This is a genomic window from Microbacterium neungamense, assembly GCF_024971095.1.
Classification (GTDB): Bacteria; Actinomycetota; Actinomycetes; order Actinomycetales; family Microbacteriaceae; genus Microbacterium; species Microbacterium neungamense.
Window position 1 is genome coordinate 1,046,678 of the sequence record NZ_CP069717.1, and the last position, 15,146, is coordinate 1,061,823.

At 70.9% G+C, this 15,146-nt stretch carries 14 protein-coding genes, 1 tRNA gene, 1 other RNA gene and 3 pseudogenes; 12 read left to right on the forward strand and 7 right to left on the reverse strand.

The annotated features are described in order from the left end of the window. Positions 1-55 precede the first annotated feature (55 nt). From JSY13_RS04960 to dapF, 5 genes are all read left to right on the forward strand, one after another. Complete coding sequence (locus tag JSY13_RS04960; RefSeq protein WP_259607919.1) at positions 56-934, forward strand: regulatory protein RecX; 879 nt, start codon at positions 56-58, stop codon at positions 932-934. A gap of 98 nt (positions 935-1,032) precedes the next feature. Further along, complete coding sequence (miaB, locus tag JSY13_RS04965; RefSeq protein WP_259607920.1) at positions 1,033-2,583, forward strand: tRNA (N6-isopentenyl adenosine(37)-C2)-methylthiotransferase MiaB; 1,551 nt, start codon at positions 1,033-1,035, stop codon at positions 2,581-2,583. A gap of 113 nt (positions 2,584-2,696) precedes the next feature. Next, positions 2,697-3,611 (forward strand): tRNA (adenosine(37)-N6)-dimethylallyltransferase MiaA, encoded by a 915-nt coding sequence (gene miaA / locus JSY13_RS04970; protein ID WP_259607921.1) that lies wholly within the window; start codon positions 2,697-2,699, stop codon positions 3,609-3,611. Between the two features lie 39 nt (positions 3,612-3,650). Then, a complete protein-coding gene (locus tag JSY13_RS04975; protein ID WP_259607922.1) occupies positions 3,651-4,181 on the forward strand; it encodes a dihydrofolate reductase family protein in 531 nt (176 codons plus the stop codon). Between the two features lie 10 nt (positions 4,182-4,191). Continuing rightward, positions 4,192-5,064, forward strand: coding sequence for a diaminopimelate epimerase (gene dapF, locus JSY13_RS04980; protein WP_259607923.1), 873 nt, complete (start codon positions 4,192-4,194; stop codon positions 5,062-5,064). A 29-nt stretch (positions 5,065-5,093) separates the two neighbouring features. Here the strand turns inward: dapF and JSY13_RS04985 are convergent, their stop codons facing one another. Continuing rightward, positions 5,094-5,738 carry a class I SAM-dependent methyltransferase gene (locus JSY13_RS04985; RefSeq protein WP_259607924.1) on the reverse strand — a complete coding sequence of 215 codons (645 nt, stop codon included), beginning with the start codon at positions 5,736-5,738 and terminating at the stop codon, positions 5,094-5,096. Between the two features lie 68 nt (positions 5,739-5,806). On the opposite strand from JSY13_RS04985, the gene hflX reads away from it, so the two are divergent. Continuing rightward, positions 5,807-7,396, forward strand: coding sequence for a GTPase HflX (gene hflX / locus JSY13_RS04990; protein ID WP_259607925.1), 1,590 nt, complete (start codon positions 5,807-5,809; stop codon positions 7,394-7,396). Positions 7,397-7,399: 3 nt separating this feature from the next. Here hflX and JSY13_RS04995 read toward each other — a convergent pair whose 3' ends face one another. Then, positions 7,400-8,059, reverse strand: coding sequence for an SIMPL domain-containing protein (locus JSY13_RS04995; protein ID WP_259607926.1), 660 nt, complete (start codon positions 8,057-8,059; stop codon positions 7,400-7,402). Positions 8,060-8,201: 142 nt separating this feature from the next. Here JSY13_RS04995 and ssrA point away from each other — a divergent pair. Then, positions 8,202-8,571, forward strand: a transfer-messenger RNA (tmRNA) gene (gene ssrA, locus JSY13_RS05000). A gap of 93 nt (positions 8,572-8,664) precedes the next feature. Here the strand turns inward: ssrA and JSY13_RS05005 are convergent. Then, complete coding sequence (locus JSY13_RS05005) at positions 8,665-9,276, reverse strand: TetR/AcrR family transcriptional regulator (protein ID WP_259607927.1); 612 nt, start codon at positions 9,274-9,276, stop codon at positions 8,665-8,667. A 102-nt stretch (positions 9,277-9,378) separates the two neighbouring features. Here JSY13_RS05005 and JSY13_RS05010 point away from each other — a divergent pair, with 102 nt between their 5' ends. Next, positions 9,379-9,576 (forward strand): hypothetical protein, encoded by a 198-nt coding sequence (locus JSY13_RS05010; protein ID WP_259607930.1) that lies wholly within the window; start codon positions 9,379-9,381, stop codon positions 9,574-9,576. Between the two features lie 35 nt (positions 9,577-9,611). Here JSY13_RS05010 and JSY13_RS05015 read toward each other — a convergent pair whose 3' ends face one another. Next, positions 9,612-10,184, reverse strand: coding sequence for a hypothetical protein (locus tag JSY13_RS05015; protein WP_259607931.1), 573 nt, complete (start codon positions 10,182-10,184; stop codon positions 9,612-9,614). 19 nt (positions 10,185-10,203) lie between these two features. Next, positions 10,204-11,013 (reverse strand): inositol monophosphatase family protein, encoded by an 810-nt coding sequence (locus tag JSY13_RS05020; protein ID WP_259607932.1) that lies wholly within the window; start codon positions 11,011-11,013, stop codon positions 10,204-10,206. 127 nt (positions 11,014-11,140) lie between these two features. Between JSY13_RS05020 and JSY13_RS05025 the strand changes: the two genes are divergently transcribed. Then, positions 11,141-11,213, forward strand: a tRNA-Lys gene (locus JSY13_RS05025). A gap of 243 nt (positions 11,214-11,456) precedes the next feature. Here the strand turns inward: JSY13_RS05025 and JSY13_RS05030 are convergent. Further along, positions 11,457-11,705: pseudogene (locus tag JSY13_RS05030) on the reverse strand (IS5/IS1182 family transposase); the annotation flags it as partial. Positions 11,706-11,717: 12 nt separating this feature from the next. After that, positions 11,718-12,080, reverse strand: a pseudogene (locus JSY13_RS05035) (DNA cytosine methyltransferase); the annotation flags it as partial. 282 nt (positions 12,081-12,362) lie between these two features. Here JSY13_RS05035 and JSY13_RS05040 point away from each other — a divergent pair. The 3 genes and pseudogenes from JSY13_RS05040 to JSY13_RS05050 all read left to right on the forward strand — a co-directional run bounded on the left by JSY13_RS05040 (position 12,363) and on the right by JSY13_RS05050 (position 15,104). Beyond that, positions 12,363-13,631, forward strand: a complete 1,269-nt coding sequence (locus JSY13_RS05040) for an IS110 family RNA-guided transposase (protein WP_239541894.1) — start codon at positions 12,363-12,365, stop codon at positions 13,629-13,631. 162 nt (positions 13,632-13,793) lie between these two features. Beyond that, positions 13,794-14,851 (forward strand): annotated as a pseudogene (gene mobF / locus JSY13_RS05045) (MobF family relaxase); the annotation flags it as partial. A 16-nt stretch (positions 14,852-14,867) separates the two neighbouring features. Next, the gene (locus tag JSY13_RS05050) at positions 14,868-15,104 is read left to right on the forward strand and encodes a helix-turn-helix domain-containing protein (RefSeq protein ID WP_259607933.1); all 237 of its coding nucleotides are present in this window, start codon (positions 14,868-14,870) and stop codon (positions 15,102-15,104) included. The last annotated feature ends 42 nt before the right edge of the window (positions 15,105-15,146 follow it).

Sequence of the window (15,146 nt, forward strand, 5' to 3'; positions counted from 1 at the left end):
CTTCGACGGAGCTCAGTAACCGCACTTCGACGGAGCTCAGTAACCGGGGTGGATCATGGCTGATCGGGGCGAGGGGCACGGCGACGCCGAGCGCCTCGCCCCGGTGATCCCGATCTTCGGACGCCGTGCCGCCGCTTCCGATACCGGCGCCCGGAGCCGCGGGAGCGGCGGTGGGGCCGCGGACGCGGAGAACAGCGCCGACGTCGACGGTGCCGCGAACCGCGCCGACGTCGGTGGGACGGCGAACCGCACCGCAGCCGACGGCGCGGCGAGCGGCGGCGGAGCACCGGTGAGCAGCAGGCATCCGGCGTTCTCCGGCGGCGCCACGCAGGCGGCCCGCCCCAGGCTGCGCGCCTTGCGTCCGCACGAGGACCCCGCGACGCTCGAGCCAGCGGCCACCGCGGCAGCCGCAGGGGACGCCGATCACACCGACGAGGAGGTGCGCTGGCACGCCGAGGAGGTGCTCGTCCGCCGGCTTCGCGCCCGTGCCCTCTCGGTCGCCGAGGCCCGGGCGATCCTCGCCGACACCGGCCTCGACGACCGGCGGATCGACGAGATCATCGACGAGTTCACCGCGCGGAGGTACCTCGACGACCGCACCCTGGCCGGGCACCTCGTCACCTCCGGGTCCGAGCGGAAGGGACAGGGGCGGCTCGCACTGGCGCGCACCCTCTCCCAGCGCGGCATCCCGCGCGAGATCATCGACGAGGCGCTGGCGGCCCTTCCCGACGACGAGGCCGAGCGGGCCCTCGAGTTCGCCCGCACCAAGGCGCGGGGGATGACCGGGCTGGAGCCGGACACCGCCCTGCGGCGACTGCTCGGCCAGCTGGCCCGACGCGGGTACGCCGGCTCCGTCGCGATGACCGCCGCCCGCACCGCACTGCGCGAGACCGGCGGACCTCAGGGCGGCGTGCGCTTCGTCGAATCCGACTGACCATCGGCCCCGGGCGCGGGGCGGCGAGGGCTTTCGCACGCGCGGGTTGTCCGCGTCGCGCCCGGGGATCGGGCGGCGCTCGTAGAATGGCAGTCATCATGACTACTCCGAGCAGTGAACCGACGATCATCGCGCCCTCGTCGGCCGCGATCGCATCCGACGGGCGTCGCCGCTCGTACGAGGTGCGCACCTTCGGGTGCCAGATGAACGTGCACGACTCCGAACGGCTGTCCGGATCGCTCGAGAGCGCCGGCTACGTCCGCGCCGCCCAGGGCGAGGAAGCCGACGTCGTCATCATCAACACCTGTGCGGTGCGCGACAACGCCGCCGGCAAGCTGTACGGCACGCTCGGCCACCTCAAGTCCCGCAAGGACCGCCACGAGGGCATGCAGATCGCCGTCGGCGGATGCCTGGCGCAGATGGACAAGCAGGCCGTGCTCGACAAGGCCCCGTGGGTCGACGTCGTCTTCGGCACGCACAACATGGGCTCGCTGCCCGGACTGCTCGAGCGCGCCCGCCACAATGGCGAGGCAGAGCTGGAGATCCTCGAGTCCCTGGAGACCTTCCCCTCCACGCTGCCGACCAAGCGCGACTCCGCGCACAGCGGCTGGGTGTCCATCTCCGTCGGCTGCAACAACACCTGCACCTTCTGCATCGTGCCCAGCCTGCGCGGCAAGGAGAAGGACCGCCGCCCCGGCGACATCCTGAACGAGATCCGCCTCCTCGTCGAGGACGGCGCGATCGAGGTCACCCTCCTCGGTCAGAACGTCAACTCCTACGGCGTCGAGTTCGGCGACCGGCAGGCGTTCGGCAAGCTGCTGCGCGCGGCGGGAGAGATCGAGGGCCTGGAGCGCATCCGGTTCACCAGCCCGCATCCGGCGGCCTTCACCGACGACGTGATCGACGCGATGGCCGAGACGCCGGCCGTGATGCCGCAGCTGCACATGCCGCTGCAGTCCGGCAGCGACCGCATCCTGCGCGCGATGCGCCGCTCCTACCGGAGCGAGCGGTTCCTGGGCATCCTCGACCGCGTCCGCGAGCGCATCCCGCACGCCGCGATCACCACCGACATCATCGTCGGCTTCCCGGGCGAGACGGACGAGGACTTCGAGGACACCCTGCGGGTCGTCGAGCAGTCGCGGTTCTCTGGCGCCTTCACCTTCCAGTACTCCATCCGCGAGGGCACCCCGGCCGCCACGATGGCGGACCAGGTGCCCAAGGAGGTGGTGCAGGAGCGCTACGACCGCCTCATCGCCCTGCAGGAGCGCATCTCCCTGGAGGAGAACCAGAAGCAGGTCGGCCGCGAGGTCGAGGTGCTCGTCTCCGTCGGCGAGGGCAAGAAGGATGCCGAGACACACCGGCTCACCGGCCGCGCCGAGGACAACCGGCTCGTGCACTTCGAGGTCACGCCCGGCTCGGAGATCCCGCGGCCCGGCGACGTGGTCACGGTCACCGTGTCGCACGCGGCGCCCTTCCACCTGCTGGCCGACGACCCCACCGGCGCCCCGCTGCGCATCCGACGCACCCGCGGCGGCGACGCCTGGGACCGCGCGCAGGCCGAGTCCTGCGCCGTGCCCGCCCCGACCGCCGCCGGCGGCCCGCGGCCGGTCTCCCTCGGGCTGCCGACCCTCCGTCCCGTCGGCCACTGAGCCCGCGCCGCCCTTCGTCGAGACCCCGTGCTGCCATCGAGACCCCGCGCTGCCGGCACCGATGCCACGGGGTGTCGGCGCGAAGCCGGGGTCTCAGAGAGCGGGGGTGAGTGATGCCGCGCCTCTGGGTGGTCGTCGGCGCGACCGGCACCGGCAAGAGCGATCTCGCCCTCGACCTCGCCGAAGGGCTCCGTGCACGGGGCAACCCGGCCGAGATCGTCAACGCCGATGCGATGCAGCTGTACCGCGGCATGGACATCGGCACCGCGAAGCTCCCGCCCGAGGAGCGGCGCGGCATCCCGCACCACCTCCTGGACGTGCGGGAGGTCACCGAGGAGGCCGCCGTCGCCTGGTTCCAGCCGGTCGCGCGCGCCGCGATCGCGGAGATCCACGCACGCGGGGGCGACGCCATCCTGGTCGGCGGGTCGGGCCTGTACGTCTCCGGCGTGATCTACGACTTCTGTTTCCCGCCGCGGGACACCGAACTCCGCGCCCGCCTGGAGGCGGAGCTCGAGGCGCACGGCCCCGGCGCCCTCTTCGACCGGCTGCGTGCCCTTGATCCGGCGACGGCCGCTCGCATCGACCCGAAGAACGGCCGTCGCGTCGTGCGCGCACTCGAGATCGTCGAACAGGGGAGTGCGACCCACGGCGCGGCCCTGCCCGAGGAGCCGGCGCTGTGGCATCCGCACACCCGCCTGCTGGGTCTGCAGGCGCCTCGTGAGGAGCTCGTGGAGCGTCTCGACCGCCGCGTGGAGCGGATGTGGCGCGACGGGATGCTCGACGAGGTGGCCCGCCTGCGCGCCGCCGGCCTCGAACAGGGTGTCACCGCGTCGCGGGCGATCGGCTACGCCCAGGCGCTGGCGCAGCTGCGCGGCGAGAGCAGCGAGCAGGAGGCGATCGCCGAGACGCAGGCGCTGACCCGCCGCTACGCCCGTCGCCAGGTCTCCTGGTTCCGCCGCTACCGCGACGTGACCTGGTTGCCGTCCGGGCCCGAGGCGGGCGCAGCGCTCTCCGATCTCGGGCTCTGACCCGCGCCCGATGTCGGTGGACGGGGGCATGATCCTGTCATGACCACGCACTACTTCACGGCGACCAGCCTCGACGGATTCATCGCGACGCCGGAGCACTCGCTGGACTGGCTGCTGAAGCAGGACTTCGACCCTGGCGGCCCGATGTCGTACACGCAGTTCATCGAGTCGATCGGCGCGCTCGCGATGGGCGCGTCCACCTACGAGTGGGTGATGCGGCACGAGAACGGCCGATGGGGCTACACCCAGCCCACCTGGGTGTTCACGCACCGCGACCTCGCTCTGCCGGACGGCGCCGACGTGCGCCTCACCCAGGCCGACGTCCGCACGGTGCACGCAGAGATGACGGATGCGGCCGGCGGAAAGGACCTCTGGATCGTGGGCGGCGGAGACCTCGCGGGCCAGTTCGCGGATGCCGGGCTGCTCGACGAGGTCTGGCTGCAGTACGCGCCGGTGACGCTCGGCGCCGGGTCGCCGGTGCTTCCCCGTGCGCTGGACCTGGAGCTCGTCGACCACGCCCACAACCGCGGTTTCCTGTGCGGGCGGTACCGGGTCCTCCGCGCTCCCTAGACTGGTCGGCATGGTCGCATTCACCAAGGGGCACGGCACCGGCAACGACTTCGTCATCATCGAAGACCCCGACGGCGCCCTCGACCTGCGGCCGGATCAGGTCGCGGCGCTGTGCGACCGCAACTTCGGCGTCGGCGCGGACGGCGTGCTGCGCGTGGTGCGCTCCGCCGCGCTCCCCGAGGGCGCCGCCGCTCTGGCCGAGGAGCCGGATGCGGAGTGGTTCATGGACTACCGCAACGCCGACGGCTCGGTGGCCGAGATGTGCGGCAACGGCATCCGTGTCTTCGCGCACTACCTGCTGCGCGCCGGGCTGGCCTCCCTCGAGCCGGGATCCACGCTGCCGATCGGCACCCGCGCGGGCGTGCGCGACGTTATGCGTTCGGAGAACGGCTACCAGGTCGACCTGGGCCGGTGGCGCCTGGCGGGTGGGGAGCCGCTCGCGCGCGCCGCCGGGCTGTCCGTGGCGCGCCCGGGACTGGGCATCGACGTCGGCAACCCGCACGTGGTGGTCGCGCTCGCTTCGGAGGAGGAGCTCGCCGGGCTGGACCTCAACCCCACGCCGATCCTCGACCCGGCTCCCCCGGCCGGTGCGAACGTCGAGTTCGTGGTGCCGGCCGAGCCGCTGGTGCGCGACGGCGTCGGGCACGTGCGGATGCGGGTGCACGAGCGCGGCGTCGGCGAGACGCTCAGCTGCGGCACGGGTGTGGCCGCGACCGCTTTGGCGGTGCGGTACTGGGCAGGGGAGCGGGCGCCGCACCACTGGCGCGTCGAAGTGCCCGGCGGCGTGCTCGGCGTGCGGATGTTCCCCGCAGAGGACGGCGAGCACGTCGCGCTCTCGGGCCCGGCGCAGCTCGTCTACCGCGGCGAGATCGACCTGCACTGAAACGTCGACCGGCGCTCGCCGGGGCCGGTTCAGTCCGGCAGCACGATCGGGGCGGTCGGCGGTGTGCCGTGTCGACGCACTTTCAGCACCCGGTAGCCCTTGCCGGTGGCGGCGCGGTACACGCTGAAGCCGGGCGCGAAGGTGGCCGCCATCCAGCGCTGCAGCGAATCGGCGCCGAGATTGCGCTGCACCACCAGCCACGCGTCGCTGCGCTCGGCGAGCCGCGGGATCCAGCGTTCGAGCATGCTGTGCAGCTCGTTCTTGCCCACCCGGATGGGCGGGTTGGAGCGGATGGTCCGGAACCGCACGTGGTCGGGAACATCGTCGGGAGTGACCGCGTTGACGTTGGTGAGGCCGAGGGCCTCCGCGTTGCGCCGGGTCAGATCCAGCGCCCGCTCGTTGACGTCCACGGCCCAGATCGTCGCGTGCGGCGAGGAGAGGGCCATGGTCAGCGCGATCGGGCCCCAGCCGCATCCGAGGTCGAGGAAGTCGCCGCCCGGCGGCAGCGGCGGCATGTTCGCGAACAGCACGGCGGTTCCGGCATCGAGGCGGTCGGGACTGAACACACCGCTCGCGGTGGTGATCTCGAGGTCTCGCCCTGCCAGGGTGACGCGAATGGTCCGCAGGTTCTCCGCACTTGCCGGGGCCGCACTGAAGTAGTGGTCTGACCCCATACCGCGAGCGTACCGGACAGCGGGGCTAAGGTTAAGGCGCCGAAGAGAGAAGCAGAGTTCAGGACCGGATGACGAAACCCACCGACGACGACAACACCGACGAGACGCTCGAGCGCGTGCTCGCGAACGCCGAGCAGCGCACCCAGGCGCGCGTGTTCGGTGCCGCCCAGGCGCTGCAGGATGCCGCGACCGCCACGCACACGGATGCGGACGGCACCCAGTGGGATCTCGAGGACCGCCACGCTCTGCGACGCGTCGCCGGGCTCTCCACCGAACTCGAGGACGTCACCGAGGTCGAGTACCGCCAGCTGCGTCTGGAGAACGTGGTGCTCGTCGGCGTGTATCCGCAGGGCGCGCAGACGGATGCCGAGAACTCGCTGCGCGAGCTCGCCGCCCTGGCCGAGACCGCAGGTGCCGTCGTGCTCGACGGGCTGCTGCAGCGGCGCCCCCATCCGGACCCCGCGACCTACCTCGGCCGCGGCAAGGCGGAGGAGCTGCGCGACATCGTCGCCGCCTCCGGTGCCGACACCGTGATCGCCGACACCGAGCTGGCGCCGAGCCAGCGCCGTGCTCTCGAGGACGTCGTGAAGGTCAAGGTGATCGACCGCACCACGGTCATCCTCGACATCTTCAGCCAGCACGCCAAGAGCCGCGAGGGCAAGGCGCAGGTGGAGTTGGCGCAGCTCGAGTACCTGCTGCCGCGCCTGCGAGGCTGGGGCGAGTCGATGAGCCGCCAGGCCGGTGGCCAGGTGGGCGCCGGCGGCGCGGGCATGGGATCGCGCGGACCCGGTGAGACGAAGATCGAGCTCGACCGCCGCCGCATCCGCACCCGCATGGCGCAGCTGCGCCGGCAGATCCGCGACTTCGCACCGGCCCGCGAGGCCAAGCGCGCCGAGCGCCGGCGCAACACGATCCCGTCGGTGGCGATCGCCGGCTACACCAACGCCGGCAAGTCCAGCCTGCTGAACGCGCTCACCAGCGCCGGCGTGCTCGTCGAGAACGCGCTGTTCGCGACGCTGGATGCCACCGTCCGCCGGTCGGAGACCTCGGACGGGAGGGTGTACACCCTCACCGACACCGTCGGATTCGTGCGGAACCTTCCGCATCAGCTCGTCGAGGCGTTCCGCTCCACGCTGGAGGAGGTCGCCGACGCCGACGTCATCCTGCACGTCGTGGACGGCTCGCATCCGGACCCGGCCGCGCAGATCCAGACGGTCCGGGACGTGATGGGCGACGTCGGCGCGCGCGACATCCCCGAGATCATCGTGTTCAACAAGGCCGACCTCCTCGGTGAGGACGACCGTCTGGTGCTGCGAGGCCTCGCCGCGGACGCGCACTTCGTGTCCTCGCGGACCGGCGAGGGCATCGCGGAACTGCGTCAGGCGATCGAGGCGGCGCTGCCGATGCCGGCGGTCGAGGTCCGCGCGCTCGTGCCCTACGACCGCGGCGACCTCGTCTCGGCCGTGCACGAGAGCGGCGTGCTGCTCTCCGCGGAGCACGAGGAGGGCGGTACGGCGATCCACGCCCACGTGTCCGAGCGGCTGGCGGCCGATCTCGCACCGTTCACCAGCGCGGAGACGACTACGGAGGACGGCTCCCTCGGCGACGACTCGCCCGAGAAGGACTCGCCGGCAGCGGACTCCCCGCAAGCGGACTAGCGCTCAGGCAGCCCGGAAACGCGCCTCCACCGTCGCTGAGACCGTGATGTCCTCGGCCTGGAACTCCATGGCGGGAGCGCCGACGGGCGACGCGGCGAAGGCGGCGCCGCGCGCCACGGCCGAGCGCAGCTCGGGGCCGGAGGAGATGAGCCCGCGATCGGCGACCTCCAGCGGTGTGATGGAGGTCAGCCCGAGCGCCTGTGCGTAGGCCTCGGCGCGGGCGACCGCGACGGCCACGGCCTGGGCGGCCACCGTGCGCTCCGTCTCCGCCTCGGTCTCCGGTGTGAGGTGCCAGTCCACGTGACCGACCGCCACGCCGTCCCACCCCGACAGCTCTGTCGTCCACAGCGACATCTCCGAGGGGTCCACGAAGGTGGCGGTGAAGTCGACGGCCGCGCGGTAGACGGGTGCCAGCCGCTTGCCGTTCGAGTTCCACGGCCGGTCCGCGCGCACGGTGAGCCGCCGGCTCGACCATTCCGCGACGCTGCCGCCCTGCAGGCGCTCGGTGATGCTGTCGCGCACGGGGGCGGCGAGCGACAGCGTCCGGTCGACGACGGCGGCCCGGTCGGCACCCTCCATCGAGACGGACAGGTGGACCGTGGCGCGCTCCGGGGAGATGCGGGCGGTGTGCTCGCCACGCACCGTGATGATGACCTCGCTCATGCAAGCGACTCTACGCCGAGGCCGCCGGGAGAGCCGGAATAGCTTCCGCCCGCGATCCGTTATAGTCTGTGGTGCTCGGGTGCCCCGGCATCCGATCGACAACTCCACAGTGCGACAGCGGCTCCTTCGCGAGAAGGTCCACGGGGCTGATCGGTTTCGACGGCGCCTGTGAATCCACGAGAAGCGGGCCGAGGATGCAGGGTCATCTCGTGAACGCTCCCTGCAAAACAATAAGTGCCAATGCAAAGCGCACTGACTTCGCCCTCGCCGCCTGAGCGAGCCCGATAGTCCGTCAGACCGTATGTGATTCCGGTACGGATCCTGGCGTCATCTAGGAATCTCGCTGCGTGACGGCGTCCGGACGTCACGCGGGACTCTTCCCGGACTGGGCCCGTCGACTTAGGTGTCTGTGACAAAGGTCGGGGCCGAGCAGAACGTCCGCACAGACTGCGCCCGGAGAAGGCGTGGAGACTCAGCGTCGGACGGGGGTTCGATTCCCCCCAGCTCCACTGACCGCTGTCGCACGGAGTGTCAGCCGAGAGGCCGTCCCGCACGGGGCGGCCTCTTCGCACCTGGTGCACGGATGCCCGTGGGGCGCTGTGCGATCAGTCCTCGCGGCGCGGGCGCAGGCCGTCCATGGACACCGCCAGGACCTCCTCGGCGAGCAGTTCCGGGTCGATCCGCCCGCCGGGCCGGTACCACTCGACGAGGGAGTTGATCATCCCGAAGACCAGGCGCGTGGCGGTGCCGGCGTCCAGATCGCCGCGGATCAGACCCTCGGACTGGGCATCGCGGACCAGCTGCGTCACGCGGTGATCGAAGGCGCGCCGCCGCTCCAGCGCCGCCAGTTCCACCGGGCTGTTGCCGCGCAGGCGCAGCAGGAGGGTCACCTCCGACTGCTTGTCGATGAGCACGCGGACGGCACCGCGGATCACCTCGCTGAGACGCGCCGCCGGCGTCGGCTCGCCGAGGGCATCGTCCAGGGCCTGCTCGAGTGCGCCGAGAGCGTCCTCCAGCGCGATCTCGAGCAGCTGCTCCTTGGAGTCGAAGTGATGGTAGAGCGCGGACTTGGTGACCCCGAGCCGGCGGGCCAGGTCCGCCACCGAGGTCGCATCGTAGCCCTGCTCGTTGAACAGGCCGACGGCCGTGCTCAGCACATGAGCGCGATCGTGGCCGGGACGGCCACGGCGGGCGCTGCGGGGATCGGAGAGGCTCATCGCTCCCAACCTAGCGCCGCAGCGGGACCGCCGGGATGCGCGAGGGCCGTGGCGGCGTTCCCGCTAAGCTGAGAGGGCAGCCGGATTCCAGGAGGTCTCGACGTGGTCGATTTCATCGTGTTCATCATCCTGTTCCTCGGCGGGGTGTTCCTCACCGGCTTCGCGCACGGTCTCCCGGCCGCGCAGGGCGTCGTCTTCACGGCCGGCATCCTGCTGGTCAGCCTCTCCCTGGCCTGGGTGATGCGCCAGGCGGGCTCCGCCACGCGTCGCAGCGACTCGTGGTCGCGCCGCCAGCAGTGACCGCACGGCGCTGAGACGGCCGACCGTTCCGCCGCTCAGCGCCCCTCGATGAGCAGCAGGCCCTGCTTGGTGTCGGCGAAGGTCACCCAGCCGTCGCCGAACAGGTAGGTCATCCCGTAGCCCTCGTCGTCGACGGCGATCGCGTACTGCGGGTCCTCCGTGATGTAGACGCCGGAGGTGTCGTCGTCGCGCAGCCACCCCTCGGCGAGCAGTGTCTGCTGCGCCTCCGCGGCGGTGACGGCGTCGATCGGCGCCCAGCCGTACATCTGCCCGTGGTCGGATGCCGTGGAGTAGTCGGACCACAGGCACAGCATCCCGCCCTCCAGCGGCGGCATCGCCCCGATCCGGAACTCCTTCTCCTTGGCGGTCCAGCCCTGCGCCGTGAGCGCCTCGACGGTCGCGGGGGAGATCAGCGTCTCGCAGGTGGGCTCCGTCGGCGGCGTGGTGGTCTCCACCGGCTCCGGAGCGGTGGTCACCGCCGGCAGGTCCTCCCGCGGCGCGGAGGACGGGCCGGAGGTCTCGCGCGCGGGCGGCGCGGCGGCGGCGCACGCGGCCAGACCGGCCAGGAGGGCGAGGACGCCGAGGGCTGCGGGGATGCGAGCGGTCATGGGTTCGGAAAGGGCGGGGTCAGGCGCGCTCGGCGGCGCGGAACAGCTCGAGGAAGGCGTCGTGCAGGATGCCGTTGCTGGCCAGTGTCGAACCGGCGGCGATCGTCTCGGCCCCGTCGAACGCGGTCATCCGGCCGCCGGCCTCGCGGACGATCGCGACGGCGGCGGCGATGTCGTACTCCTTGACCCCGAACTCGGCGACCATCTCCAGCCGGCCCTCGGCGAGCATCATGTAGCTGAACACGTCGCCGTACGCCCGGTCGCGCCAGACCCGGTCCGCCAGGGCGAGCAGCTGCGGCAGCCGCCCGGCATCCGCCCACTGCCCGATGCTCTGGAAGCTGACGCTGGCGTCTTCCAGGGTGTCCACGGCGGAGACCCGCAGGCGGCGCGGCTCCGCAGCGTCCCCGGTCCACGCGCCGAGACCCTCGGCGGCCCACCACCGGCGGCCCAGGGCGGGCATGCTGACGACGCCGAGGCGCGGCAGGCCGTCGACGGCGAGTGCGATCATCGTGCCCCACAGCGGCACGCCGCGGAGGAAGTTCGCGGTGCCGTCGATCGGGTCGATGATCCACTGCCGCTGCGCGTCCCCCTCGGTGCCGAACTCCTCGCCGAAGATGCCATCGCCCGGACGCTCGGCGGTGAGCAGGTCGCGGATCGCGCGCTCGGTCGCGAGATCCGCGTCCGTGACGTGGGAGCGGTCGGCCTTCGTGGAGATCTCGAGGTCGGCGGTGTCGAACCGCGGCAGGGACTGCGCGTCCGCGGCGTCGGCGAGACGCAGAGCCAGCGCGAGGTCGGCGTCGATGGACGTGGCGGTGGGGGAGACGGTCACCCCACAGAATACTTGGACCGAGTCGAGAAGCCGCTGTGCCGGTGAGCGCGGACGCGCCCGGGACGCGCCTGATTTGTCGCGCACCCGGCCGACTGGTAACGTATTTCCTCGGTGCTGAGAGCACCACGCACCTCTAGCTCAATCGGCAGAGCAACTGACTCTTAATCAGTGGGTTCTGGGTTCGAGTCCCAGGGGGTGCACCCAACGCACAAGGCTCGAACCTTGGCCCAGAGAATCAAGGGCTGAGGTTCGGGCCTTGTCGGCGTTCGCGGCCCAGGTCAGGACGTCGGCGTTGACTTCGGGGTCCAGCAGCATCTCGAAGGGGCGCGCGTTCTCGACGCGCAGCTCGTCGTCTTCCTCGACGTAGACCTTGGTGAAGAACGCCTGGTTGCACAGGCGGCGGTTGGTGTCGTCGCAGCGGGCGTAGATGTCGGCGCAGTTCTCTAGGGCGTGTCTCCCAATAGGCGTACCCAGGTGAGGATGGCGCAGAGTGTGACGCCGGCGCGGTAGGTGATCGCGAGCTTGTCGAATCGGGTGGCGATGCCGCGCCATTGCTTGGCGAGAGCGAAGAATCGCTCGATCACGTTGCGGCCGCGGTAGGCGTCGCCGTCGAACCCGGGTGGTCGGCCGCCACGGCTGCCGCGGCGCTTTCGTGCGGCGATCTGGTCTCGCTTGTCGGGGATGACGGCCTGTGCCGAAAGCAGCCCGCGCACGTTCTCGATGACGACCCATTCGGGGTGCAGCGCGTCGATTGCCGTTGCCATGTGCGCCCATAGGCCTGAGCGGGTGCCGGGAGTGAGGCCGGCCATCTTCCCGCAGATGATGTCCACGGGCTCGGCGGAGCTCCAGTCGATCGTCGTGATGTCGCCGAGGTTCGGGGCGTCGGGCCAGTGTTGGGCGAAGACACGTGCGACGGGCTCGTTGATTTCAGAGAACCACACCGTGTGAGCGTTGAAGACTTCCTCGACGGCGAGGTCGAGTCCGCCGTAGCCGGAGAACAGCGATCCGACCCGTAGACGACGGTCGTCGTTCGCTTGTTCGGCTGATGCATGAGGAGTCCGGCGGATCGGTGATCCCCGGCCGTCGTCGCGTGCGACTGATGACCGGGCTGGTCACCTGTCAGGTGCTCGCGCCCGCCCGAGTTCGTCGCGCCTCAGCCCCGACCCGTTACTTTCTTCGTGACCCGTTCGGCGGCCATGCTGGGCGGTGACGGCCTGCCGGGCCCGGCATGATTGCTGCCCCCTGTCCTCGATGATCCGGGGGGGGGTGTTGTCACCGGGCCTGGTTGGCGGTGTGTGATCGCTGATAGGGGCTGGACCCGAGCATGCTCGAGGCCGTTCGTAACGTGGATGCCGAGACGCGCCGCCGCGGACGCCGTCACGAGTGAAGCGGAGGACGAAGTGGTCACCAGCATCGACAGATACGACGAGGTCGACGTGTTCGTTGGGCTCGACGTCGGCAAGGGCGAGCATCACGCGGTCGCGCTCGACCGGGAAGCCAAGCGACTATTCGACCGAGCACTCCCGAACGACGAGCGCCAATTGCGGGCGGTGATCGACCAGCTCGCCTCGCATGGCGTGGTGCTGCTGGTCGTAGATCAACCCGCGACGATCGGTGCACTCCCGGTCGCGGTCGCGCAAGCCGCAGGTGCTCTCGTTGGTTACCTGCCGGGGTTGGCGATGCGGCGCATCGCGGATCTGCATCCCGGTGAGGCGAAGACCGACGCGAGAGACGCGGCGATCATCGCCGAAACGGCCCGCACCATGCCGCACACGCTCCGGTCGATCCAGGTCGCCGACGAGAAGGTCGCGGAGCTGAGCATGCTCTGCGGGTTCGACGACGACCTCGCCGGTCAGATCGTCCAGGTCTCCAACCGGATCAGGGGTCTGCTCACCCAAATCCACCCGGCGCTGGAACGCGTGCTCGGGCCGCGGCTGGATCACCCCGCGATCCTGGACCTGCTGCAGCGCTACCCGTCGCCGGCGGCGATGAAGACTGCGGGTGAGAAGCGGCTAGGGAACCGGCTGCTGAAGAACGCGCCCCGCAAAGGTCGTGTCTGGGCGGCAGAGATCATGACCGCGCTCGGCGAGCAGACCGTCGTGGTGACCGGCACCGACGCCGCCGCGCTGGTGCTCCCCAGGCTCGCAGAGCAGCTCCAGGCGTTGCGACGGCAGCGTGATGAGATCGCCATCGAGGTCGAGAAGATCGTCGACGCTCACCCTCTTCAACCGGTCCTGACGAGCATGCCCGGAGTCGGCGTCAGGACCGCAGCCCGGCTCCTCACCGAAGTCACCACCAAGACCTTCGCCACTGCCGGGCACCTCGCCGCCTACGCCGGCCTCGCACCCGTGACCCGACGATCCGGCACCTCGATCCGCGGCGAGCATCCCTCCCGGCGCGGGAACAAGATCCTGAAACGGACCATGTTCCTCTCCGCGTTCGCCGCACTCCGAGACCCCGAATCACGCGCCTACTACGACCGCAAGATCGCCCAAGGCAAACGCCACAACCAGGCCCTCATCGCCCTAGCTCGACGCCGCTCCGACGTCCTCTACGCCATGCTCCGCGACGGCACCCTCTACCAACCGCGACCAGCCCAACCCGCCCTCGCCGCTTGACAGAGGACATAGGGGCACCCCCCACGCTCAGAGCTCTTCGCCTCCGACCCGCCTCGGAGCCACCACGCCTCAGAGCCACCACGCCTCTTGCAGGTCGAGGTTGAGCCGGCCTCCGGCGGGCTCTCGCTCACCTCGTGATCGAGCAGAGAAAGGCGGGCGGGCGTGACGGTCTCGATGCGCGTGATGAGCGCGGGCGATGGATACAAGTACCTGCTGCGCAGCGTTGTCGCGGGCGACGGCGACCGCTCCCTCTCGACGCCCCTGACCCGCTACTACGCGGAGGCGGGCACGCCACCGGGCCGCTGGCTCGGCGGCGGGGTCGCCTCACTCGGCGGGATGATCGCGGAGGGCGATCCTGTCTCCGAAACCCAGCTCGAACTCCTCCTCGGCCTCGGCCGGCACCCCGTCACGGGTGCCCCGCTGGGGCTGGCGTATCCGGCCTTCAAGTCCGTGGCCGAGCGGATCGCGGAACGCACCGCCGCGCTCGATCCCGGCCTCAGCCCGGCGAGGCGTGCGGAGGCGATCGCGGCCATCGAGGCGGATGAGCAGGCCCGCGGAACCCGGCGAGCGGTTGCGGGCTACGACTTCACCTTCTCCATCCCGAAGTCCGCCTCGGTGCTCTGGGCCGTTGCGGACGCGGGCACTCAGGCACTCATCGCGGACGCGCATCACGCGGCGGTTGCGGAGGTGGTTGCGTTCATGGAACGGGAGGTTGCAACCGCGCCGTCACGGGCGCAACCGCCCGTGACGGCGCGGTTGCACAGGTCGATGTCACCGGGCTGATCGCTACCGCGTTCGATCACTACGACTCCCGGGCGGGCGACCCGCACCTGCACACGCACATCGTCATCAGCAACAAGGTGCAGACCGTCCTCGACGGCAAGTGGCGCTCACTCGACGGCCGCCCGATGCACGCCGCGACCGTCGCCTTGTCGGAGCTGCACGAGGCCGTTTTCGCTGACCACCTCACCCGCTCATTCGGCGTGGGATGGGAGGCGCGGGACACGGGGCGGGATCGGAACCCGGCTTGGGCGATCGCCGCGGTGCCGGAGGAGCTGGTCAAGGAGTTCTCCACCCGCGCCCGGCACATCGACGCCGAGACGGATCGCCTCATCGACCGCTACGTCTCCGAGCATGGGCGGCGCCCGTCGCCGGCGACGATCATGAAGCTCCGCGCTCAGGCCACCCTCACCACGCGTCCCGCGCTGGGTGCGCGGTCGCCTCTACGCTGGTAGCGTGAAGTTGCATCCCGTTCAAGGAGGCTACGAGAAGGTGCCGGAAGATCACGAGGTCCTGACTGCCGAAGAGGCAGCGGCGCTCTTGCGAGGCTCCACCAAGACCGTGCTCGCGCTCGCGCGTGCCGGGTCACTACCTGGGGAGAAGGTGGGGCGCGCTTGGCGCTTCGTCAGGAGCGATGTCCTCGCGTATGTCCGGGGCTCACTACCGCAGACGGGAACGGAGCAAGATGACTGAGACTGTAAGGGCGTCGTCTGAATCGCAGAGCGCAGAGGGTCG

Bases quoted from the DNA above. Each gene is read 5' to 3' on its own strand.
- JSY13_RS04960 (WP_259607919.1), top strand. From the start codon at position 56: ATGGCTGATCGGGGCGAGGGGCACGGCGACGCCGAGCGCCTCGCCCCG.
- miaB (WP_259607920.1), top strand. From the start codon at position 1,033: ATGACTACTCCGAGCAGTGAACCGACGATCATCGCGCCCTCGTCGGCC.
- miaA (WP_259607921.1), top strand. From the start codon at position 2,697: ATGCCGCGCCTCTGGGTGGTCGTCGGCGCGACCGGCACCGGCAAGAGC.
- JSY13_RS04975 (WP_259607922.1), top strand. From the start codon at position 3,651: ATGACCACGCACTACTTCACGGCGACCAGCCTCGACGGATTCATCGCG.
- dapF (WP_259607923.1), top strand. From the start codon at position 4,192: ATGGTCGCATTCACCAAGGGGCACGGCACCGGCAACGACTTCGTCATC.
- JSY13_RS04985 (WP_259607924.1), bottom strand. From the start codon at position 5,738: ATGGGGTCAGACCACTACTTCAGTGCGGCCCCGGCAAGTGCGGAGAAC.
- hflX (WP_259607925.1), top strand. From the start codon at position 5,807: ATGACGAAACCCACCGACGACGACAACACCGACGAGACGCTCGAGCGC.
- JSY13_RS04995 (WP_259607926.1), bottom strand. From the start codon at position 8,059: ATGAGCGAGGTCATCATCACGGTGCGTGGCGAGCACACCGCCCGCATC.
- JSY13_RS05005 (WP_259607927.1), bottom strand. From the start codon at position 9,276: ATGAGCCTCTCCGATCCCCGCAGCGCCCGCCGTGGCCGTCCCGGCCAC.
- JSY13_RS05015 (WP_259607931.1), bottom strand. From the start codon at position 10,184: ATGACCGCTCGCATCCCCGCAGCCCTCGGCGTCCTCGCCCTCCTGGCC.
- JSY13_RS05040 (WP_239541894.1), top strand. From the start codon at position 12,363: ATGCCGAGACGCGCCGCCGCGGACGCCGTCACGAGTGAAGCGGAGGAC.